Genomic DNA, 19542 nt, shown 5'->3' on the forward strand with positions numbered 1-19542 from the left:
CGGAAGCCGCCAGTGTACCACCGGCATTCTGCCGTCCGACTTGCCGATCAACAGGAAACCCCATGGATTATCTGACGCTGAAACACGCCCACGCCGGGCTCGCCTATCTCTCGGTCTTGCTGTTTGCCTGTCGCGCCGCGCTGTCATATCTGCGGCCAACGGCGCTGCAGCACGCCGCCCTGCGCATCTCGCCGCACATCATCGACAGCCTGCTGTTGGCCGCCGCCATCGGCCTTGCGGTGATGGCCGGCCTGTCGCCGCATAATCAGCCCTGGCTGGCAGCCAAGCTGGTGGCGCTCATCGCTTACATCGTGCTTGGTTTCATCGGTCTGAAAAAGCTGGCCGGCAAGCCATATCGCGCCGTGGTGTTGCTGGCCGCGCTGGCGATGCCCCTGTATATGATTGCCGTAGCCAAGACCAAGCTGGTATGGCCGTTCTGACCCCGCATTCACGCCGCCGCAAAACAAAAAACCTGCCGGCTGGCAGGTTTTTTGTTTTACCCGATGGCTCGCCGCTTACAGCCCCAGCTGATCGCGCACGCCATACCACCACGCGCCCATGGTCAGCATCGGCACGCGGAACAGCCGCCCGCCGGGGAAGGGGTAATGCGGCAGTTTGGCAAAGGCATCGAAACGTTCGCTTTGCCCGCGAATCGCCTCGCTCATGATGCGGCCGGACAGATGGGTAAAGGTGACACCATGGCCACTGCAACCTTGCGAGTAATAGATATTGTCGCCAATGCGGCCAACCTGCGGCAGCCGTGACAGCGTCAGCGAGAAATTACCGGTCCAGGCAAAGTCGATACGCACCTTGGCCAGCTGCGGGAAGGTTTTCAGCAGTTTGGGACGAACCAGACTCTCGATTTCACCCGGATCACGCGCGCCATACACCGTGCCGCCACCGTATAGCAGGCGCTTGTCCGCCGTCAGCCGGTAGTAATCAAGCAGAAAGTTACAATCTTCCACACAATGGTCGCCCGGCAGCAGACTTTGCGCGAGCTCGGCATCCAGCACCTCGGTGGTGACGACTTGCGTGCCGCAAGGCAGGGTTTTCTCGGCCAGCTGCGGAATCAGATTGCCCAGATAGGCATTGCCGGCCACCACCACGAAACGCGCGCTGACCTCACCTTGCGCGGTACGCACTCGCGCCGGAGAACCCGGCTCGACCGCCGTGACCGCCGATTGCTCGAAAATACGGCCACCCAGTGACTCGAATGCCGCCGCCTCGCCCAGCGCCAGATTCAGCGGGTGCAGATGACCACCCCAGTTATCCAGCAAGGCACCGTGGTATTGCCGGCTGCTGACGATATCGGCCATGCCGTCGCTGTCGATCAGCTCGAGCCCGGTGTGACCATAGCTTTCCCACAGCCGCTTTTTGCTTTCCAGTTCGTCCAGCTGCTTGGCGGTAAAGGCGGCAAACACATTACCGTTTTTCAGATCACAGGCGATGTTGTAACGCGCGATACGCTCGCGGATGATACGACCGCCCTCGAAAGCCATCTCCCCCAGCCGCCGCGCCGCTTCCTTGCCATGCCGCGCCTCGATCACATCCATATCGCGGCTGTAGCTGTTGACGATCTGGCCACCATTGCGCCCCGACGCCCCCCAGCCGACGCGCGCCGACTCCAGCACAATGACCTGATAACCGGCCTCGGCCAGATGCAGCGCCGTCGACAGACCGGTATAGCCCGCGCCAATCACGCAGACATCGGCGCTATGGCTGCCACGCAGGCTGTCGCGCTGCGGTGATGGGTTGGCCGAATAGGCATAGTAAGAGCCGGTGTGTTCTATGGTCTGTGCCATGTTCTGTTCTCCCTGAAGTGAGCCAGTCGCCGCCAAGCGCAGCGCTTGCCTGATGTGTCGGTGCGGGTGTTATGCCGGTCTTGCGGCCAACATGGATGAGCGATTATCAAATTAAATTGCACACAATGTCTAATATATTAGACATTGCACTGCAAAAAAAGCCCGCAACAGCGGGCTTTTCTTATCGCGTTTCGAGTGACTCAGCCACCATCACGCTGGCTCATCGCCTCGCGCTTGGCCGACAAATCGAGGCCAGGCAAGTCAGCAATAATGTCCGGGTGATCGATCAGCTTTTCCACCACAAAGTCGACAAACACGCGGGTACGCGGCGCGATATGGTCGCGGTGCGGGAAGCAGATATAGATCGAGCGCTCCATCGACACAAAGTCGGTCAGCACGGCTTCCAGCTTGCCGCTGCGGATATCGGCCAGAATCTCGTGACCTGGCAGCTGCGCCACGCCCAGACCCAGACGCGCAAGTTCCAGCACGCCATCAACATCGTTGACGGTGTAGGTGCCGTTTACCTCCAGCGGGATGCGCTCGCCATTGCGTTCGAATTCCCATTTGTACAAGCGGCCCGAGGTCGGAAACTGGAAGTTGATGCAATCGTGGGCAGACAGCTCTTCCGGATTGGCCGGCTTGCCGTGCTCGGCCCAGTAATCAGGCGAGGCCACCACGTACTGCGGGATGTGGGAAAGATGACGCGCCACCATGCGGCTGTCCGGCATCATGCCTACCCGCACGCCGACATCGTAACCATCCTCGATCAGATCGCTGAAATGGTCGTCCATCCCGAAAAACACGCGGATTTTCGGATAACGGGCACAGAATTCTTCCATCAGCGGCAGGATGAAACGACGACCGAAAGCATTCGGCAGGCTGATGCGCAGATGACCGGCCGGCTCGTCGCGGCTGGCTTTCAGCTGGTTGATGGCGGCATCAAGATTGTTGACCGGGCCACGGCACTGCGCATAAAAGCGGCGGCCATCTTCGGTCAGCGTCAACTGGCGGGTAGTACGGTTGAACAGGCGGACTTCGAGTTCCTGTTCCAGCCTGGCGATACTCTGGCTGACGGCTGCAGGCGATACACCCAACTTGCGTGCAGCGTCCGAAAAACTGCCGTTTTCGGCAGTTGTCATGAACACCATCAAGGCTTTCAGTGTATCCATCGCTTTACTCGACTTTCCACGAAATCTTCAGATCCGACATGGAAATGCCAGCAATCGTCAGACGATTCACAATTAATTGATGAAAATGATACGACAAAACAGTCGATGCTTAAATCAAATCTTCTATTTGTTAATAGACCTTGTTTAACAAAATGGATACAACTGATCTTGTTTCATCGATAAAAATGCCATTCAAATAGCACTGGGCATTATGCCTGCTTTCCTTTAGAGCAGCCAGGCATTTGCACGCTATAGAAACGCAAAGTGATTACCGTGGTTTTTTTAACAATACCGCAGAAGTGCTGTAAGCACGCCTTTGCAAGCTTGCCATGCGGATAATTTGATGACGAACGCCCTACCGTCCGATCTTGAAGATTAATGCAACATTATTGCAACAAGGCTTGAATACTCAGCGCCTTGTGCGCTCGCTGCGCACCAGCTGCAGGCTGACTTGCAAGCCATCATCAGGCCTGTTGGCCAATTGCAATTGCAAGCCGTGCAGCTCGGCAATCCGCTCGACAATCGACAAACCCAACCCGCTACCTTGTACCTGCTGACCGGCCGGACGATAAAACCGCTCGCGTACTCGTGCCAGCTCATCCGCCGCCAGGCCCGGGCCGTCATCCAGCACATGAATGCCCTGTTCGTCACAAGCGAGCTCGATCCGCTTGCCGCCATAACGCAGGGCGTTTTCCAGCAAGTTACGCAGCATCAACTGCAACAGCACCGGCTCGCCCTGATTGACAGGCCAGCACGCCCCGGCCGGCGGGAAGTGCAGCTCGGCACCGGCTCTCACCGCTTCTGCGGCCAGGCTGCCCTGCAAATCAGCCAGCAAGGATGGCCAATCTACTGGCTGCAAGCTTTGCGCTTGCAGACTGTCCAGCCGCGACAGCGTCAGCAATTGCTGGATCAGCTTGCTGGCCCGGTCTACCCCGGTCAGTAATTGCTGCAAAGCGTGTTCGCGAGCGCCCGGGTCATCCACCAATTGCACCACCTCGGCCTGTACACGAATCGCGGCCAAGGGGCTGCGCAACTCATGCGCGGCATCGGCGGTAAAGCGACGTTCCTGTTGCAAGACCTGCTGCAGCCGTGCCTGCCAACGGTTGAGTGCTGCCACCAGCGGCTTGAGCTCGCGTTGCTGCGGCTCCGGCAAGGCGGTGTTGTCATCGGGTGTCTTGCCCAGCAGCGTTTGCTGCAAGGCGGTCAGCGGTGACAGCCCGCGGCCAACTGCCCACCACACCGCCAACAAAGCCAATGGCAATAGCAGCAACCACATCACGGCATGGGTCAGCACCAACCCGCGTATCACCTCCCAGCGTTCGGCATATTGCTGGGCAATCGCTACACTGCCCTGTTCGCCCTGCAAGTAATAAACACGCCATTGCTGGCCATGAAAATCGATGCTGGCGTAGCCGGTCTGCTGCGGCTTGGGCAATAGCGTCTTGCCCTCCTCGTCGCCCAGCAGACGATGGCCGTCGGCATGCCACATACCCACCAGCATGTGCTTGCCCAGTGCCTGCTTGAAGGCCGGCAGCTCCTCGTCGTCTTCGATTTCACCACGCAAGGACGGCAAGGCCGCGTAGAGCTGCTCGGCAAACAGCTGTTGCTGCTCGTCGTACAACTCGTAAACCTCATGCCGCGAGATCAGCAACAGCAGCACCATCGCCAACAGCCACAAGGGCGTGACCACCAGCAAGAGCAGCCGTGACAGTTGGCCGCGCAGGCTGTGACGGAAAAAATCAGGCCAGGTCATTCAGTGTGTAACCCAGTCCGCGGCGTGTCTTGATGAAGTCATTACCCAGCTTCTTGCGCAAATGATGGATATGCACCTCGATGGCATTGCTCTCGACTTCGTGCGCCCAGTCGTACAGTTTTTCTTCTAGACGCTCGCGACTGACGATATGGCCCTTGTTACGCAGCAGCACCTCCAGCACCGCCATCTCGCGCGCGCTCAACAATACCTCTTGCCCGGCCAGCAACACCCGCTTGGTTGCCGGGTCCAGACTGACCGCGCCGTGTGCCAGCAGGTTGGCCGCAGTCCCCTGCTGACGGCGCAGCAGCGCACGCAATCTGGCGGCCACTTCACCCAGCGCGAACGGCTTGACCAGATAATCATCCGCACCGCTATCGAGGCCGCGAATACGGTCATCCACCGCATCGCGTGCGGTCAGCAGCAACACCGGCTCGCGCCGCCCCTGCCGTCGCCATTGCGCCAGAATCTCCAGCCCGTCCATGCCGGGTAATCCGAGATCCAGCACCACTGCGTCATAGTTGGCCGCCGTAATCGCGGCCAACCCGAGCTTGCCATCGACAACCCAGTCACAGGCAAAACCCAGCGCCTGCAAACCGGCTTGCAGGCCATCGCCGATTTGCCGGTCATCCTCGATCAGCAAGATGCGCATGCCTTACTCCTTGGGCGCCGTACCGCGCCAGACTTTGACCCCGCTTATCATGGCATGGATCAGATTCACCCGCTCGATGCGGCTCATGACGACGGCCGCCAGCACATGCAGCAGCACCGCCACCTGCAGGGTATTGGCCAGCGCCTCGTGTACCTCTTCCAGCCACTCTTCACCCCAGAATGCATCGGTACCCATCAGATAACCACTGATCCCCAGTGACAACACCAGCGCCAGCAGCGACAGCATCATCAGGGCTCCGGCCGGATTATGGCCAGGCTCGGACTGATGTCGCCCCTGCAAAACCTGCTGCAGATGCAGCCAGGCAGCGCGCGGCGAGCGCACAAAGTTGGCAAAGCGCGCATGATGGCTGCCGACAAAACCCCAAACCAGACGAATCAGCACCACGCCACAAGCGGCATAACCTGCCCAGCGATGCGGCGCCTCGCCCTCTTCCAGTACCAAAAGGTTGGCCGCAACGCAGGTCACCAGACTCCAGTGCAGCACCCTTACCAGTACATCCCAGACCTGCTGCTGCCGGATTACCTGTCCATTCATGATCAACTCCCGTGATGGCCGAGAATGAAAAACGGCGCGCCGCCATCGGGCACGCCGTCGTCTGCTGGTGCGTCAGCGCGTGGCCTGACTTAGTCGTCAATCTCGCTCTTTACCGGCTTGCCGTTTACCGGGTCAAAGTAGATCTCGACCTTCTTGCCCTCCTTGTTCTTGCCGTAAATCTCGTAGCAATCGCCAGATACCTTGAAAGTCTTGATCTGGTAGCCCTGGCCTTCGAGGGTTTTCTTGAAGTCGGCTTCTTTTTGCCATTTGTCTTTCGGCTGTGGCTGGCAGTAGTTTTTGGCCATCACGACGCTGCTGGCAAAGGCGGAGATCAGGGCAACAGCAATCAGTTTTTTCATGGTATGCATCCTTGGAGAAATCCCGCTTACGCTTGCGGTACAACTGGATTTAACCTTGCCAAGCTTAAGTGATGCTTATGCCATGATTAGGCGAAGCTTAAGCTGGCGGTAGCCGTCATAGACAGCAAACAGCAGCACGCCCGCCAGCCACACCAGCCAGCCGCTCCACAGATTGTGCGACAGGAAATGCGCACCACGCATCAGCTGGCCCCAGCCCATCAACATGCCCAGCAGCAAGCCGCCCGCCAGCCAGTAGCGCGCCAGCTGCGGCCAACGTGGCTGGTAGTAAAAGTAAAGCAACATCAGACTGAAGCCACCGCTGGCGTGGCCACCCGGAAAGCAACGCCCCTCGCCGGTATTGGCTGGCGCGTGGGCAAACAAGGCAAAGTACTCCGCCGTGCCGCCGTAGGCTTGCAGCTCCCACGGGCAGGCATGCAGGCTCTGGCTCTTCAACAGGCTGACCAGCGCCGTGGCCAGCAGCATGGCGGTAACCGTCAGCGCAAGCCGGCCATCGCGCTGCCGCCAGGCACGCCAGGCCAGATATAGTGAAAACAGGATGATGCCGTCCTTGAGCAGGCGGTGATTCAGCAGCTCCAGCCACCAGGCATCCTGCAACGGAAAACGCTGCAGGCTCGCATCGAAATACCAGCTGCTGAACCAGCCATCCATGCCGGTACGCGTCTCCAGATACCAGAACAACACGCCGCTTAACAGCAGCCACAGCCCATGTTGCAGATAGAGGCGGCAAGACATCGACTTGGCATCCTGCATGGTTTAGCCCTGACGGCAGCTGGCGAACATGTCGAGCTCGCGCTGATAGCTGGCTGTATGAATGTCCATCAGGCCCAGCACACTGTGGAACAGATGGTCCTGGCTGTAGCGCTGTCGGCGCGATTTGTCGAGGCAAGTCATATCCAGCCTGGCCGCCTGCTGCCACGCCGGCGAGAACCACGCTACCAGCGGGATATGCTTCTGCACATCGGGTGCCAGCATATAGGGCGTGCCGTGCAGGTAGAGATTGTTCTCGCCCAACGACTCGCCATGGTCAGACAGGTACAGCATGCTGGCCGCCACCTTGTCTTGCGCCTGCAAACTGGCAATCACCCGGCTCAGGAAATGATCCGTATACAGCACGGTATTGTCGTAGGCATTGGTGATTTCGGCGCTGCTGCACTTTTGCAGCTCGCTGGTCTGGCACACCGGCTGGAAGCGGGCGAACTGCTGGGGATAACGCTTGTAATACGCTGGGCCGTGGCTGCCTTTCTGGTGCAGCACGATGACCTCGTCGGCGCGGGCTGCGGCCAACCTTTGCGGCAGGCCATCCAGCAGCACTTCATCAAAGCATTCGTCGGCCGTGCACCACGGCCCGTCCTTGCGCTCGTAGCGCATCTCGGTCGGCACCCGCGCGCACACGCCTTTGCAGCCAGAATTGTTATCCCACCAGTTCACCGTCACCTTGCTGCGCTGCAGGACATCGAGCAGGTTTTGCTGCTGCTTGGCCGTGTCAGCATCAAACGTCGCCCGCGGCTGGATGGAGAACATGCACGGCACCGATACCGCCGTCTCGGTACCGCAAGACCAGACATCGGGGTAATTGAGCAAGCCTGCGACCTTGGCCAGCTGCGGTGTAGTCTGCCGCGCATAACCGTTAAGGCCGAAGTTGGCCGCACGCGCGGTCTCGCCCACCACCAGCACCAGCACGCGCGGCTTGCTGCCGGCCGGCCAGCGGCTGACCTGTTTGGCATCGGCAGCAATCACCTGCAAAGGTTGCGGCTTGGCCGATACCCGCTTCAGATACGACTGGGTAGCGCCGATGTAATTGACCGGATTGATCACATACCGCAGATCGCGGTTATTGCGGAACAGCGAGGCAAAATCCTGATAGGCAATCAGTGCTACCGCCACCAGCACGCCACCGGTCAGCAACAGCGCAATGCCGCGCGCCAGCAGCTCGCGCCACCACGGCCGGTAGCGGATCTCGCTGCGATACAGCAGCCAGCACGGCACACCGCCAAGCAGCAGCACCGTCAGCAGCAGCCTGAACGACAGCAGGTCGCACACCTCGGCCGGGTCGGTCTGCAGCGCATTGCGGAACATGTTCACATCCACCATCACGCCGTATTGCAGCATGAAATAACTGATGGCTGACGACAGCAGCAGGATCAGCATCAACAGTGGTTTGCCGATGCGCGGCCACAGCAAGAGCTGGATAAACAGCGCCAGAAAGGCAGTTAGAAAGACGGCCGACATCACCAGCATGCCGACACCGCGCGCATCCAGCGGCTGCAGAATCTGCAGCATGCGCTGCCAGAACGGGATATTGAAAGCCGCAACCAGCAAGGCGGCCAGAGCAATGGCCAGCCATTCGGCGCGCCAGGTGGGCAGTTTCATCATCGGCATTCTTATTGAAATGGTATGCAAGCATATCTGCTCGATACCATTTCAACACCAATGTCTTAACGGCAGCTTAAGCCTCGCGATGGCTCAGCTGTCATCCAGCCTTCATCGACAACTCATCTTGCTGTCATGCAATCGCGCCAGACTGGGTACAAATACTGGCCGGAGCTCTGCATGATCGCCGAATATCGCAGCATTTTCCTGTCTGATATCCACCTGGGCAGCAGCGGCTGCCAGGCCGACTACCTGCTGGCATTCCTGCGCGAACACGAGTGCGAGCAGCTGTATCTGGTTGGCGACATTATCGATATCTGGCAACTGAAAAAAGGCTTCTACTGGCCGCAAAGCCATAACGACGTAGTGCAGAAAGTGCTGCGCAAGGCGCGCAAGGGCACGCGCGTGGTTTACATCCCCGGTAACCATGACGAGGCCGCCCGCCAGTACTGCGGGCTGGATTTCGGCGGCATCGCCATCCGCCGCGAGGCCGAGCACCTGAGCGCCGATGGCAAGCGTCTGCTGATCATGCATGGCGACGAATTCGATGGCGTGATGCAGCACGCGCGCTGGCTCGCCTATGTCGGCGACAGCCTGTACACCTTCACCTTGTTTCTGAATCGCCATCTCAATCGCTGGCGGCGCTTTTGCGGCCAACCTTACTGGTCGCTGTCGCAGTATCTGAAGCACAAGGTCAAGAATGCCGTCAGCTTTATCAGCGACTTCGAAAGCCTGCTGCAGGCCGAGGCGCGCGCACGCGGTTTTGACGGCGTGATCTGCGGCCACATTCACAAGGCTGAATTGCGCTACAGCGGCGACATGCTGTACGGCAATTGTGGCGACTGGGTGGAAAGCCTCAGCGCCCTGGTCGAACACCACGATGGCCGGCTCGAGATTGTGCATTGGCACGCGCCGCAAGCGGCCGTCACCCCGCAGGCTGCAAGCGAAACCGAAGAGGAGCAAACATGCGCATCATGATTGTCAGCGACGCCTGGCTGCCGCAAGTCAACGGCGTGGTTCGTACCCTGCTGGAAACCGTGCGCGAATTGCGCAGCTTTGGTCATGAGGTCGAGCTGATTACCCCGCTGGGCGGCGAGCAGGCGAGCAGCGACGGCTTCCTCACCCTGCCCTGCCCGACCTATCCCGACATCCGCCTGTCGCTGCTGCCATACCGCAAGGTGGCCGCCAGGTTGGCAGCATTCGCACCGCATGCCGTACATATCGCCACCGAAGGCCCGCTGGGCTGGGCGGCACGCCGCTGGTGCCGCAAGCACAATCAGCCCTTCACCACCGCTTATCACACCCGCTTCCCCGAATACGTGCAGGCACGCATCCGCCTGCCACTGGCTATCAGCTATGCCTTTATCCGCCGCTTTCACCAGCCGGCCCGCGCGGTGATGGTGCCGACGCGCAGCATGGGGCAGGCGCTGCGTCAGCGCGGCTTCAGTAATGTGGTGTTGTGGAGTCGCGGGGTCGACACCGTGATGTTCAGCCCCGGCGAGCGTGACCGGCTGGATACTGCCGCGCCACGCTTTGTCTACATCGGCCGTGTCGCGGTCGAAAAGAATATCGAGGCCTTCTTGCAACTGGATCTGCCGGGCAGCAAATGGGTAGTCGGCGACGGCCCGCAACTGGCCGAGCTGAAAGCACGCTACCCCGAGGTGCATTTCGAAGGCGTACTACCGCAACCCGAGCTGGTACGCTTTTATCGTGCCGCGGATGTGTTCGTCTTCCCCAGCCTGACTGATACCTTCGGCCTGGTGTTGCTCGAAGCCATGGCCTGCGGCACACCGGTCGCCGCCTATCCGGTAACCGGCCCACTGGATGTGGTGGAAAACGGCTCGGGAGGTGTACTGCACGAGGATTTGCGCACAGCCTGCCTGCAGGCTCTGCAACTGGACCGGAATATTGTGCGCCGCTGCGCCGAAGCCTATAGCTGGACAGCCGCCACGCATCAGTTTGAAGCGCACCTGAGCCCGCGCGCCATCGGCGAACAGGAGGGCATGGCCTTCAGTCCGCATGGTGGCAGATAGCGAAAATATCCAGACGCAGAAAAGCAAAAAGCCCAGCAAAAGCCGGGCTTTTTGTTGAATACTGGTGGGTCGTGCGGGATTCGAACCTGCGACCAACGGATTAAAAGTCCGCTGCTCTACCAGCTGAGCTAACGACCCTAAAGGGTGCCTGATGGTGGGTCGTGCGGGATTCGAACCTGCGACCAACGGATTAAAAGTCCGCTGCTCTACCAGCTGAGCTAACGACCCATCAGGGGTCTCGTGGTGGGTCGTGCGGGATTCGAACCTGCGACCAACGGATTAAAAGTCCGCTGCTCTACCAGCTGAGCTAACGACCCCTCGAGAGAGACCGAACTATACCGACAGCCCTTTTTTCCGTCAAGCACTTTCTGAAGAAAATTTCCAAAATCCGTCCGGCAGAATTATTCCGTCGTAAATTTGTCGAAAAAACAATTTTCAGTTCAAGGACTTGAAAGAAGCTCGCCAGCCACCCATGTCAGATAGGCTGGCAAGCCATCCTGCAATGGCAAGGCCACAATCTCAGGCACCTCATACGGATGCAGTTCGAGCAGACGGGCCTGCAGGCGCGGATAAAGCGCCTTGCTGCTCTTGATCAGCATGGGAATCTCGCTCGCTGTCTCGATCTTGCCCTGCCAGCGATACATGGACTGGCAAGCAGCCATGATATTGACGCAAGCGGCCAACTGCTCATTCAGCAGTGTTGTGGCAATTTGTTCTGCCAGCGCTTGCTCGGGTACATTACACAGCACAATCATTGTTTCCATTCTTACCCCTAGTACGAAAAATCTATGCGCGCATTTTTGCTGGTTTTACTGCTTTATCCGATTGCCGAACTGGCTTCGCTGATCTATCTGGCTGATGCCATCGGCTCGGGGTGGACCTTTGCCTGGATTCTGGCCACCGTCCTGCTGGGTATTGGCATGATGCGTAATGGCAAGCTGGGTAGTCTGCTGACACTGGGTTCGGTGATGCGCGAGCGCGAAGTTTCGCTGTTTTCCCTGCTGTGGCCGTTGCGCATCGTACTGGCCGGTCTGTTGTTTGCAATTCCGGGCCTGATCAGCGATGTACTGGCCATTGTGCTCTTGCTGCCATTCAAAGGGCCAAGCCTCAAAACACCTGACCCGATGCAAGGCTTCCAGCCGCAGCAGCAAAGTCCACAAGATGGCGATATCATCGAAGGCGAGTATCAACGTGTAGACAAGACTGTCGACCCTGACTCGCGTCTGCACTGAATGATTGCGTCAGCCGCCGGCAAACGGCAAGCTGCCAATCCAAGACAACGTATTTTCTTGCACAGGAGAAGCACATGGATATCGGTATCAACGAACAGGATCGCGCCCAGATTGCAGAAGGCCTGTCCAGACTGCTGGCAGACACCTACACCCTGTATCTGAAAACCCATTACTTCCACTGGAACGTCACCGGCCCGATGTTCCAGACCCTGCACGTGATGTTTGAACAGCAGTACAACGAACTGGCACTGGCAGTTGACCTCGTCGCCGAACGCATTCGTGCACTGGGTCATATCGCACCGGGCAGCTATGGCGATTACGCCCGCCTGACCTCGATTGCCGAGAGCCACGGCGTGCCGAAAGCACAAGACATGATTCGCGAACTGGTACAGGCGCACGAAACCGTCTGCCGCACTGCCCGCGCCCTGTTCCCGGTCATCGATGCCGCCAGTGACGAGCCGACTGCCGACCTGCTGACACAGCGTCTGCAAGTGCATGAAAAGACTGCCTGGATGCTGCGCAGCCTGCTGGAAGACTGACACTCGACGGGACATGCTAGAATCGGAATTCGCCAAGATTACTGACCATCATGTCCCGTTTCACACCAGCCCCTCAACCAGCCGATCGCAGCCTGTTGCAAGCGGCTGTGCTGGTGTCACTGGCACTGCATGTGTTCCTGCTGTTCCTGCAAAACCCTTTCCCGTCTTTTTCTGCCAGACCCGATTGGACACCGCTGGCGCTTGAAGTTGTCCTTGCCCCCGTGTCCAGCCCGGCCGAGCCGCCAGACAGCCCCAAGGCTTTTTCCGAACATGACAGCCACGCCGGCAAGATTGTTGCTACCGGCAAGACCACCGCCGTGCCGGCTGCACAAACGGAAAACAGACACATTCCGGCTGCGGCCAACGTCAAAGCTGCCTCACCCGAAAAACACGAAGTCAGCAAGCAAGCCAACAGTGACTACCGCCTGCCAGAACAAGATGGCAGTCCGGCACCACAGCAAGCCAACAGCAGTACCGATTTACTGGCCCAGGCACGCCAGCTCGCCAGCGAACAAAACCGCTCGGAGGCTGACCCCAGGGCCAAAGGCATTTATGGCGTCTCGGCGACCGGCGTCAGCTGGGCTCGCTATGTCGAAGACTGGCGGCTGAAGGTCGAACGCGTCGGCAAGCTCAACTACCCCGTCGAAGCCAGTAGCCGCAATCTGTTCGGCACGCTGGAGCTTGCCGTGGTGATTCGCGCCGATGGCAGCCTGCAGGAAATCCGCATGCTGCGCAGCTCAGGGCACAACATCCTCGATGATGCCGCCAGAAAAATCGTGGAAACCGCCGCGCCGTTCGCACCCTTTCCGCCAACGTTGGCCGCAGAACACCGCAGCCTCGAAATCGTACGGCGCTGGCGTTTTACCAATCAGAACCAACTCTCTACCCACTGAAACCAGACACCATGTTTGAAGTCAATCGCAGCATCGTCATCATCAAGCCACGCCAGCCCTTCGTCGACTGGCTGCAATCTCTGCCCGGTGCCCCGGCTGTCGAACTCGACGCCTTGCGCGCCAACGGCAACGCGGTACTGATTCCGCATGTCGAAGAGCTGGACCCGGCCGATTTTCTCGCCAGCCACTATCAGCAACTGTTTGCCACCGAACTGGCCGACTGGTGCGAAGACGAAGCCCTGTGGCCGCCACTGGGCGTCGAGCAATTCATGGCCTGGTTCGATCTCGACATTCATCCGGTGGTGACCGATATGGTCGACTACCCGCTGGAGCGCGAGGCCTTCACGCCTTTCGAGCTGCCAGAGCAAAACTGAAACAACCATAACAATTCTTGACAACAGACACGAAGAAGAAACATGACACACCAGACCAGCATCAAGGTTCGCGGCTATCATCTCGACTTGTACAGCCACGTCAATAACGCACGCTATCTCGAGTTTCTCGAAGAGGCTCGCTGGACTTTCTTTGAAGAAAGAGCCGACCTGCCTGCCTTCCTGAGTTCAGGTATCGCGCTGATCGTGGTCAATATCAACATCGACTATCGCCACCCGGCGACGATGAATGATGAACTCGTGATCGAGACCAGCGTCAAATCGGTAGGCAATCGCAGCGCCGTCATCAACCAGCGGGTTGTGCTGGCCGGCAGCGACAAGCTGGTTGCCGAAGCCGATGTGACCTTCGTGGCGTTTGATGGCCGCCAGAACAAGGCGGTACCGATTGAAGGCGCAATGCGCGATTTGTTGATCTCCTTGCAGGAAACCGGGCAAGCCTGATTGCCCAGCACCAGGAAAGCATGATGAAGAAAGGCCTGATCACTCTCGGCGCGGTGGTAATCGCCGCTGTCGTGGCATACCTAGCCCTGTTTAACCAGGCAGCGGCACCGGCCGTGCAATACACCAGCCTGGCTGGCAAGCAAGCCAGCACCGAGAGCCTGAAAGGCAAGGTGGTACTGGTGAACTTCTGGGCAACCAGCTGCAGCGGCTGCATGGCTGAAATGCCGAAGTTGCGCGCCACTCACGAGAAATATCGCGAGCAGGGTTACGAAACGGTGGCAGTGGCGATGAGCTACGATCCGCCCAACTACGTCAACACCTATGTCAACGATACCAAGCTGCCTTTCTTTGTCACGCTCGACAGCGACGGCAGCATTGCCAAGGCCTTCGGTGAAATCCAGCTGACCCCGACCTCGATCCTGATCGACAAGAACGGCAAGATCATCAAGCGTTTTGTCGGCGAGCCGGATTTCAACGAGCTGCACCAGTTGATCGAAAAAAGCCTGAGCGCTTAAGCCTCATCCACCCCAAACAAAAACCGCTGCCAGTGCAGCGGTTTTTGTTTGTCTTAACGTTGGCCGCAAACCGGACAATCCGGATCGCGCGGCACTTTCAGCTGGCGGAAACTGCCATCCAGCGCCTCGTACAAAGTCAGCTGCCCCAGCGCGACTGGCGCACCTGCCAGCAGCTTCACCGCCTCAACTGCCTGCAGGCTGCCGATGACACCGACTAGCGGCGCCAGCACGCCAAAGGTCGCACACGGGCCATCACTGGCTTCGCCCTCTTCCGGAAACAGGCAGTGATAGCACGGCGACGCCGCATCGCGCACATCATAAACCGCCAGCTGACCGGAAAAACGTACCGCGGCACCCGATACCAGCGGCACTTTTGCGTCGACACAGGCACGGTTGATGGCGTGGCGGGTGGTGAAGTTGTCAGAACAATCGAGCACCAGATCATGCGCAGCGACTTCCTCTTGCAGGCGCTCGCCAGCGAGACGCTCATGCAAAAGCCGCAAGCTGACTGCCGGATTGATGGCGGCCAACCTTTGCGCTGCCGAGTCGACCTTGCGCTGGCCCAGCGTGTTCATGTCGTGAATCACCTGACGCTGCAGATTGCTGAGTTCGACCACATCATCATCCACCAGCGTCAGCTGGCCAATACCGCTGCTGGCCAGATACAGCAGTGCCGGCGCGCCAAGGCCACCGGCACCGACGACCAGCACCCGCGCCGCACACAGACGCTCCTGCCCGGCAATATCGATCTGCGGCAACAGGATGTGCCGGCTATAGCGCAATAGCGCTGCATCATTGAGTTCTTGTGTCATGCCATGAGAAATGGCCGCTTGCGCGGCCATCACATCCTTCAGGTCTTGCCGGTTTACTCTTCGGCCGTCTTGCGGCTGAATTTCACGCCCAGCTGTTTCAGCTTGCGGTACAAATGCGTGCGTTCGAGGCCGACTTTCTGCGCCACGCGGCTCATATTGCCGTTTTCCAGCACGATATGGTACTCGAAGTAGCGGCGCTCCAGCTGCTCGCGCAATTCGCGCAGCGGCAGGCTGAAGTCGAAGCCGGTTTCTTCGGCCGGCTTGTCATGGCGGAACTGTGCCAGCACCTTATTGACTTCGGCTGCGTCCACTTCGCTGGACTCGGCAGTCAGCGCCAGGCTCTTGATGATGCTGCGCAGCTGTTCGAGGTTGCCCGGCCAGTCATACTGACGCAGCGCATTCAGCGCGGCGGTCGTCAACTTGCGGCTTGGCACCTGCTTGGACTCCACCAGCTCGTGCAGGATCTGCTCGGCGATAAAGGTGATGTCTTCCGGATGCTCGCGCAGCGATGGAATCGGCACGATCACGCTGGACAGCGCCGTCAGCATGCGGTTATCGCATTCCGGATCAACCAGCAGCTCTTGCAAGGGCCGGCTGCAGGAACAGACCAGACGCACATTGAAGCGGTCGAGTTTGGACAGCAAGAACAGCAAGCCTTGCTGTACACGACGGCTGTACTGGCCGATTTCAGGCAGATACAAGACGCCGTTGTTCGCCTTCTGCAGCAACTCCAGCGGCGCATCTGCCAGCTGTTCCAGCTTGGCAGGCGTCACCCACGGTGTATTGCCCTGATGGAAAAAGCGCGCCACCAGCTCGAAGCCGGCACCCGGCTCGCCCGTCAGCAGAATCGGCGATTTGAGTTTGGAAACACGATCCAGTTGCTTTTTCAGCTCCTGAACGGTGTCGCTCTTGCCCATCTTGTCCAGATTCAGCGAGGTATTGGCCTGCATATCGCCATACTTCAGTGCGCGCTGCACCGTCGTCAGCAGCTTCTGCAGGGCAATCGGCTTTTCCAGAAAATCAAAAGCACCGATACGCGTCGCTTCGACCGCGGTATCAATACTGGCATGGCCGGACATCATCACCACCGGCATGTTCAGCAGGCCGGACTTGGCCCACTCTTTCAGCAAGGTGACACCATCACAATCCGGCATCCAGATATCCAGCAATACCAGCGCCGGTCGCGTCTGATTACGCAATTGGCGCGCCACTTCGGCATTTTCGGCCAGGGCTACGGTATAGCCTTCGTCCTGCAAGATCTCCGAGAGCAACTCCCGGATACCGATCTCGTCATCCACAATCAGAATATCGCTGCTTCGCATTAAGCCTCCAGCAAGGGCATGGTGAGAAGAATGCGCGCACCGCCGCTATCCACATTCGCCAGGCTGATCTGTCCATGGTGCTCCTCTACAATCTTCTTCACCACGGCTAATCCCAGTCCGGTGCCCTTGGCCTTATTGGTTACATAAGGCTCGAATGCACGCGGCAGGATGTCTGAACTGAAGCCCGGGCCTGTGTCCTCCACACGGACAAGCACGTTTCTTCCTTCTAGTCGGGTGCTAATTTGAATCATCGGGATGTCAGCGTCAAGGATTGCATCTTGCGCGTTCTGCAAAAGGTTATGCAGAACCTGACGTAAAAGAGCCGCATCACCCAGCACTGGCAAGGGTTCCGGGCTCAAATCCACCTTGATTGCGGGGTTACTTTCGTACAGAACCAATACCTCACGCAGCAGCGTGTTCAGCTCGAGATTGCCCAGTTTGGTCCGCGGAGCCCGTGCATAATCGCGGAAAGCATCGACCATGCCTTTCAGTGCAGTCACCTGTTTGACGATGGTGTCGGTCGAGCGTTTGAGGATATCGGCATCATTGCCCTGCAGCTTGTCCGCCAGCTTCATCATCATCCGCTCTGCGGCCAACTGAATCGGCGTCAGCGGGTTGCGAATCTCGTGCGCCAGCCGTTTGGCAACCTCGCCCCAGGCGGCATCACGCTGGGCCCGCCCCAGTTCGGTAATGTCATCGAACACCACCACATAGCCCGTTGCCGGTTGCTCCGGCAGGATGGCGCCACGCGCCACCAGCTGGCGATTACCATAGGCACTGCTGTAGTCGATCTGCTGCTGCCAGTCATGCGGCTTGTCGGTCGCCGCCTCGCGCAGAATGGTATCCACCAGCGGCGTGAGCTCAGGGCGCAAGGCCGGCCACACCTGCATTTCCTGACTGGCCAGCTCGTCAAAATCGACGCCGAGAATCCGCGCAGCGCTGGCATTGCTGGCGCGCAGATTCCAGTTGCTGTCAAAAGCCATCACCCCGGCCGACAGGTTGGCGAGGATACTCTCGAGATACAGTTTGCCGGATTCCAGCTGGCGGCGACTTTCGTCTGCGGCCAACCTTGCCTCGTCCAGCTGCTGCGTCATGCGGTTGAACATGGTGGTAAGGATGCCCAGCTCGTCCTTGCGATACACCGGATGGCGCTTGGAGAAGTCACCCTGCGCCACCGCACGCGTCCCTGCGGCCAACTCTGACAAGGGCGCAGACAGGCGCTCTGAGATGAACAGCGCGAATGCCAGCGCTGCCGTCAGTGCCAGCAGGAATACCATCAGCAAGGTCAGCATGTAGAACGTCTTCAGCCCGTCACGCGACAGCAGCAGCTGACGATAATCACCGCGCGCATCCTCGATCAGCTCGGCATCACGCGCGATATCGGCCGGTGCCGGCTGGATCAGCTGGATGATCTTGGTTTCGTCAGTCGCATAACTGGTGTAGGGCAACAGCACGCGCAGCATCAGATTGCCCTTGGCATCACTCTCGATGCTCTCGTGCGGCTTGCGCTGGCGCAAGGAGCGCAGCAATTCGATATCAGGCGCGCTGGGCAGGTAGCGCACCTCGTCCGGCCCGGCAAAATTCAGCAAGCGGCCCTGCTGGTTGTAGATGGCAATTTCCTGCACACCCAGCTGTTCGCGCATTCGCGACAAAGGCATACCCAGTCGCTCGTCGCTGTAGTCGGCCACTTCGCGCGCCACCAGCCGCGACTTGCGCGACAGATCGGTCAGCACAAAACCCAGCGCATTGCGCCCCAGCTCCAGGCCACGATCCAGCGCACTTTCGACCTGGACATTGAACCAGCTCTCGATACTGCGCGTGAGGAACTGCGCCGACACGGTAAACATCAGCACCCCTGGCAGCAGCGCCACCAGGGTAAACATCACCACCAGTTTTTGCGTGAGCTTGGCACCGAATTCGCGGCTGCGCACCCGACGGCGCAAGCGCAGCAACTGCCTAATCACCACCGCCATCAACCCGGCAAGTCCGATGGCATTCAGCGCAAAGAACCACCAGTAATATTCGGCCAATTTAGAGGTGTTGCCGGTTGAAATGGCCAGCAGATACAGCAGGATGAAACCGATAGCGGCAGCAATGACGGGGTAACGCATCAGCCTTCCTCCGCCACGGCGATTTCGTGCCAACCCGAGTCCAGCTCCCAGTCATCAGCACCGACCGCGCGTAACTGGAAAGGTCGTGGCAGCTGCGAGATATCCAGCATCAGCCGCACCTTGCCGGCAGCACGACGACGGTCTGACTCATCCCAGCCGGCGGTATCCAGCACCCGCCAGCCGGCAATGCTGCCGACGGCGGCCAAGGCCTCATCCAGACCGGGATAGTATTTGGACAGGCCGCCGATGGTGACGCGATAGCGCCCGGTCAGGCCATAGTAGGCGAGCTTGAACTGCATGCTGGCCGTCGGGGCAAACCAGTTGCTGAGGCTGTTCCACGAGGCAGCAGAGCGCGGCCGGGTCAGGTCGAACTGCAACTGGAAAGACAGCGGTACGCCCTGCATCACGGCGTTCTGCAGGGAGTCGGGCAGGACAATACGGTAACGGCTGCTGACGGCCAGTGCGTTGTCACGCACCTCCAGCCGTACACGCTGGGCAGCGATACCGTCGGCCGCCCAGCTACGCTCGCTGACCAGCCCAAGGCCGGCCAGCACGAGCAACAACATCAGGAAAC

22 protein-coding genes and 3 tRNA genes are annotated in these 19542 nt (G+C 59.1%); 9 read left to right on the forward strand and 16 right to left on the reverse strand.

Going from position 1 to position 19542, the window contains the following annotated elements; all coding sequences use genetic code 11:
• Nucleotides 1-62 precede the first annotated feature (62 nt).
• Nucleotides 63-440, forward strand: a complete 378-nt coding sequence (locus ACZ9W6_RS12765; protein WP_465191538.1) for a SirB2 family protein — start codon at nucleotides 63-65, stop codon at nucleotides 438-440.
• A 75-nt stretch (nucleotides 441-515) separates the two neighbouring features.
• On the opposite strand, the gene ACZ9W6_RS12770 is transcribed toward ACZ9W6_RS12765, so the two are convergent.
• The 8 genes from ACZ9W6_RS12770 to ACZ9W6_RS12805 form a co-directional block, all read right to left on the reverse strand.
• Nucleotides 516-1802, reverse strand: a complete 1287-nt coding sequence (locus tag ACZ9W6_RS12770; RefSeq protein ID WP_465191539.1) for an NAD(P)/FAD-dependent oxidoreductase — start codon at nucleotides 1800-1802, stop codon at nucleotides 516-518.
• Between the two features lie 200 nt (nucleotides 1803-2002).
• Nucleotides 2003-2971, reverse strand: coding sequence for a LysR family transcriptional regulator (locus ACZ9W6_RS12775; RefSeq protein WP_465191540.1), 969 nt, complete (start codon nucleotides 2969-2971; stop codon nucleotides 2003-2005).
• Between the two features lie 409 nt (nucleotides 2972-3380).
• A complete protein-coding gene (locus tag ACZ9W6_RS12780; RefSeq protein WP_465191541.1) occupies nucleotides 3381-4724 on the reverse strand; it encodes an ATP-binding protein in 1344 nt (447 codons plus the stop codon).
• Nucleotides 4711-5373 carry a response regulator gene (locus ACZ9W6_RS12785; RefSeq protein WP_465191542.1) on the reverse strand — a complete coding sequence of 221 codons (663 nt, stop codon included), beginning with the start codon at nucleotides 5371-5373 and terminating at the stop codon, nucleotides 4711-4713. The genes ACZ9W6_RS12780 and ACZ9W6_RS12785 overlap by 14 nt, the downstream gene beginning before the upstream one ends.
• A 3-nt stretch (nucleotides 5374-5376) precedes the next feature.
• A complete protein-coding gene (locus ACZ9W6_RS12790; protein WP_465191543.1) occupies nucleotides 5377-5928 on the reverse strand; it encodes a cytochrome b/b6 domain-containing protein in 552 nt (183 codons plus the stop codon).
• A gap of 89 nt (nucleotides 5929-6017) precedes the next feature.
• Complete coding sequence (locus ACZ9W6_RS12795) at nucleotides 6018-6287, reverse strand: PepSY domain-containing protein (protein WP_465191544.1); 270 nt, start codon at nucleotides 6285-6287, stop codon at nucleotides 6018-6020.
• Nucleotides 6288-6362: 75 nt separating this feature from the next.
• Entirely contained in the window at nucleotides 6363-7058 is a 696-nt protein-coding gene (locus tag ACZ9W6_RS12800) for a phosphatase PAP2 family protein (RefSeq protein ID WP_465191545.1), read from the reverse strand.
• A gap of 3 nt (nucleotides 7059-7061) precedes the next feature.
• Nucleotides 7062-8681, reverse strand: a complete 1620-nt coding sequence (locus tag ACZ9W6_RS12805) for a phosphoethanolamine transferase (RefSeq protein ID WP_465191546.1) — start codon at nucleotides 8679-8681, stop codon at nucleotides 7062-7064.
• A gap of 177 nt (nucleotides 8682-8858) precedes the next feature.
• On the opposite strand from ACZ9W6_RS12805, the gene ACZ9W6_RS12810 reads away from it, so the two are divergent.
• The gene (locus ACZ9W6_RS12810) at nucleotides 8859-9656 is read left to right on the forward strand and encodes a UDP-2,3-diacylglucosamine diphosphatase (protein ID WP_465191547.1); all 798 of its coding nucleotides are present in this window, start codon (nucleotides 8859-8861) and stop codon (nucleotides 9654-9656) included.
• Nucleotides 9644-10711 (forward strand): glycosyltransferase family 4 protein, encoded by a 1068-nt coding sequence (locus ACZ9W6_RS12815; RefSeq protein WP_465191548.1) that lies wholly within the window; start codon nucleotides 9644-9646, stop codon nucleotides 10709-10711. The genes ACZ9W6_RS12810 and ACZ9W6_RS12815 overlap by 13 nt, the downstream gene beginning before the upstream one ends.
• A gap of 62 nt (nucleotides 10712-10773) precedes the next feature.
• Here the strand turns inward: ACZ9W6_RS12815 and ACZ9W6_RS12820 are convergent.
• The 4 genes from ACZ9W6_RS12820 to cutA all read right to left on the reverse strand — a co-directional run bounded on the left by ACZ9W6_RS12820 (nucleotide 10774) and on the right by cutA (nucleotide 11475).
• Nucleotides 10774-10849 (reverse strand) — tRNA-Lys (locus ACZ9W6_RS12820).
• Between the two features lie 14 nt (nucleotides 10850-10863).
• Nucleotides 10864-10939: transfer RNA gene (locus ACZ9W6_RS12825), tRNA-Lys, on the reverse strand.
• 13 nt (nucleotides 10940-10952) lie between these two features.
• Nucleotides 10953-11028: transfer RNA gene (locus ACZ9W6_RS12830), tRNA-Lys, on the reverse strand.
• Between the two features lie 123 nt (nucleotides 11029-11151).
• Complete coding sequence (cutA, locus tag ACZ9W6_RS12835) at nucleotides 11152-11475, reverse strand: divalent-cation tolerance protein CutA (RefSeq protein ID WP_465191549.1); 324 nt, start codon at nucleotides 11473-11475, stop codon at nucleotides 11152-11154.
• 24 nt (nucleotides 11476-11499) lie between these two features.
• Here cutA and ACZ9W6_RS12840 point away from each other — a divergent pair, with 24 nt between their 5' ends.
• The 6 genes from ACZ9W6_RS12840 to ACZ9W6_RS12865 all read left to right on the forward strand — a co-directional run bounded on the left by ACZ9W6_RS12840 (nucleotide 11500) and on the right by ACZ9W6_RS12865 (nucleotide 14723).
• Complete coding sequence (locus ACZ9W6_RS12840; protein ID WP_465191550.1) at nucleotides 11500-11943, forward strand: FxsA family protein; 444 nt, start codon at nucleotides 11500-11502, stop codon at nucleotides 11941-11943.
• A gap of 74 nt (nucleotides 11944-12017) precedes the next feature.
• Nucleotides 12018-12482: a Dps family protein gene (locus tag ACZ9W6_RS12845; RefSeq protein ID WP_465191551.1), complete on the forward strand. Its 465-nt coding sequence runs from the start codon at nucleotides 12018-12020 to the stop codon at nucleotides 12480-12482.
• 50 nt (nucleotides 12483-12532) lie between these two features.
• A complete protein-coding gene (locus ACZ9W6_RS12850; protein ID WP_465191552.1) occupies nucleotides 12533-13375 on the forward strand; it encodes an energy transducer TonB in 843 nt (280 codons plus the stop codon).
• Nucleotides 13376-13386: 11 nt separating this feature from the next.
• Complete coding sequence (locus ACZ9W6_RS12855) at nucleotides 13387-13749, forward strand: VacJ (RefSeq protein ID WP_465191553.1); 363 nt, start codon at nucleotides 13387-13389, stop codon at nucleotides 13747-13749.
• 42 nt (nucleotides 13750-13791) lie between these two features.
• A complete protein-coding gene (locus ACZ9W6_RS12860) occupies nucleotides 13792-14208 on the forward strand; it encodes an acyl-CoA thioesterase (protein WP_465191554.1) in 417 nt (138 codons plus the stop codon).
• 20 nt (nucleotides 14209-14228) lie between these two features.
• Complete coding sequence (locus tag ACZ9W6_RS12865; RefSeq protein WP_465191555.1) at nucleotides 14229-14723, forward strand: TlpA family protein disulfide reductase; 495 nt, start codon at nucleotides 14229-14231, stop codon at nucleotides 14721-14723.
• A 53-nt stretch (nucleotides 14724-14776) separates the two neighbouring features.
• Here the strand turns inward: ACZ9W6_RS12865 and ACZ9W6_RS12870 are convergent, their stop codons facing one another.
• From ACZ9W6_RS12870 to ACZ9W6_RS12885, 4 genes are read right to left on the reverse strand one after another with little or no spacing between them, the layout of a single operon-like run.
• Nucleotides 14777-15565: a HesA/MoeB/ThiF family protein gene (locus ACZ9W6_RS12870; protein ID WP_465191556.1), complete on the reverse strand. Its 789-nt coding sequence runs from the start codon at nucleotides 15563-15565 to the stop codon at nucleotides 14777-14779.
• Between the two features lie 23 nt (nucleotides 15566-15588).
• Nucleotides 15589-16857 (reverse strand): sigma-54-dependent transcriptional regulator, encoded by a 1269-nt coding sequence (locus tag ACZ9W6_RS12875; protein ID WP_465191557.1) that lies wholly within the window; start codon nucleotides 16855-16857, stop codon nucleotides 15589-15591.
• On the reverse strand, nucleotides 16857-18968 hold the full coding sequence (locus ACZ9W6_RS12880; protein ID WP_465191558.1) for a sensor histidine kinase: 2112 nt from the start codon (nucleotides 18966-18968) through the stop codon (nucleotides 16857-16859). Before ACZ9W6_RS12880 ends, ACZ9W6_RS12875 begins: the two co-directional genes overlap by 1 nt.
• The gene (locus tag ACZ9W6_RS12885; protein ID WP_465191559.1) at nucleotides 18968-19534 is read right to left on the reverse strand and encodes a DUF4390 domain-containing protein; all 567 of its coding nucleotides are present in this window, start codon (nucleotides 19532-19534) and stop codon (nucleotides 18968-18970) included. The genes ACZ9W6_RS12880 and ACZ9W6_RS12885 overlap by 1 nt, the downstream gene beginning before the upstream one ends.
• Nucleotides 19535-19542 lie beyond the last annotated feature (8 nt).

The organism is Vogesella lacus (genome assembly GCF_979366295.1).

What these genes read in the sequence shown, in the direction of transcription:
- ACZ9W6_RS12765 (WP_465191538.1), top strand. Translation starts at nt 63, where the DNA reads ATGGATTATCTGACGCTGAAACACGCCCACGCCGGGCTCGCCTATCTC.
- ACZ9W6_RS12795 (WP_465191544.1), bottom strand. Translation starts at nt 6,287, where the DNA reads ATGAAAAAACTGATTGCTGTTGCCCTGATCTCCGCCTTTGCCAGCAGC.
- ACZ9W6_RS12775 (WP_465191540.1), bottom strand. Translation starts at nt 2,971, where the DNA reads ATGGATACACTGAAAGCCTTGATGGTGTTCATGACAACTGCCGAAAAC.
- ACZ9W6_RS12885 (WP_465191559.1), bottom strand. Translation starts at nt 19,534, where the DNA reads ATGTTGTTGCTCGTGCTGGCCGGCCTTGGGCTGGTCAGCGAGCGTAGC.
- ACZ9W6_RS12860 (WP_465191554.1), top strand. Translation starts at nt 13,792, where the DNA reads ATGACACACCAGACCAGCATCAAGGTTCGCGGCTATCATCTCGACTTG.
- ACZ9W6_RS12790 (WP_465191543.1), bottom strand. Translation starts at nt 5,928, where the DNA reads ATGAATGGACAGGTAATCCGGCAGCAGCAGGTCTGGGATGTACTGGTA.
- ACZ9W6_RS12855 (WP_465191553.1), top strand. Translation starts at nt 13,387, where the DNA reads ATGTTTGAAGTCAATCGCAGCATCGTCATCATCAAGCCACGCCAGCCC.
- ACZ9W6_RS12810 (WP_465191547.1), top strand. Translation starts at nt 8,859, where the DNA reads ATGATCGCCGAATATCGCAGCATTTTCCTGTCTGATATCCACCTGGGC.
- ACZ9W6_RS12785 (WP_465191542.1), bottom strand. Translation starts at nt 5,373, where the DNA reads ATGCGCATCTTGCTGATCGAGGATGACCGGCAAATCGGCGATGGCCTG.
- ACZ9W6_RS12880 (WP_465191558.1), bottom strand. Translation starts at nt 18,968, where the DNA reads ATGCGTTACCCCGTCATTGCTGCCGCTATCGGTTTCATCCTGCTGTAT.
- ACZ9W6_RS12850 (WP_465191552.1), top strand. Translation starts at nt 12,533, where the DNA reads ATGTCCCGTTTCACACCAGCCCCTCAACCAGCCGATCGCAGCCTGTTG.
- ACZ9W6_RS12815 (WP_465191548.1), top strand. Translation starts at nt 9,644, where the DNA reads ATGCGCATCATGATTGTCAGCGACGCCTGGCTGCCGCAAGTCAACGGC.
- ACZ9W6_RS12800 (WP_465191545.1), bottom strand. Translation starts at nt 7,058, where the DNA reads ATGCAGGATGCCAAGTCGATGTCTTGCCGCCTCTATCTGCAACATGGG.
- cutA (WP_465191549.1), bottom strand. Translation starts at nt 11,475, where the DNA reads ATGGAAACAATGATTGTGCTGTGTAATGTACCCGAGCAAGCGCTGGCA.
- ACZ9W6_RS12875 (WP_465191557.1), bottom strand. Translation starts at nt 16,857, where the DNA reads ATGCGAAGCAGCGATATTCTGATTGTGGATGACGAGATCGGTATCCGG.
- ACZ9W6_RS12770 (WP_465191539.1), bottom strand. Translation starts at nt 1,802, where the DNA reads ATGGCACAGACCATAGAACACACCGGCTCTTACTATGCCTATTCGGCC.
- ACZ9W6_RS12845 (WP_465191551.1), top strand. Translation starts at nt 12,018, where the DNA reads ATGGATATCGGTATCAACGAACAGGATCGCGCCCAGATTGCAGAAGGC.
- ACZ9W6_RS12840 (WP_465191550.1), top strand. Translation starts at nt 11,500, where the DNA reads ATGCGCGCATTTTTGCTGGTTTTACTGCTTTATCCGATTGCCGAACTG.
- ACZ9W6_RS12780 (WP_465191541.1), bottom strand. Translation starts at nt 4,724, where the DNA reads ATGACCTGGCCTGATTTTTTCCGTCACAGCCTGCGCGGCCAACTGTCA.
- ACZ9W6_RS12870 (WP_465191556.1), bottom strand. Translation starts at nt 15,565, where the DNA reads ATGGCCGCGCAAGCGGCCATTTCTCATGGCATGACACAAGAACTCAAT.
- ACZ9W6_RS12865 (WP_465191555.1), top strand. Translation starts at nt 14,229, where the DNA reads ATGATGAAGAAAGGCCTGATCACTCTCGGCGCGGTGGTAATCGCCGCT.
- ACZ9W6_RS12805 (WP_465191546.1), bottom strand. Translation starts at nt 8,681, where the DNA reads ATGATGAAACTGCCCACCTGGCGCGCCGAATGGCTGGCCATTGCTCTG.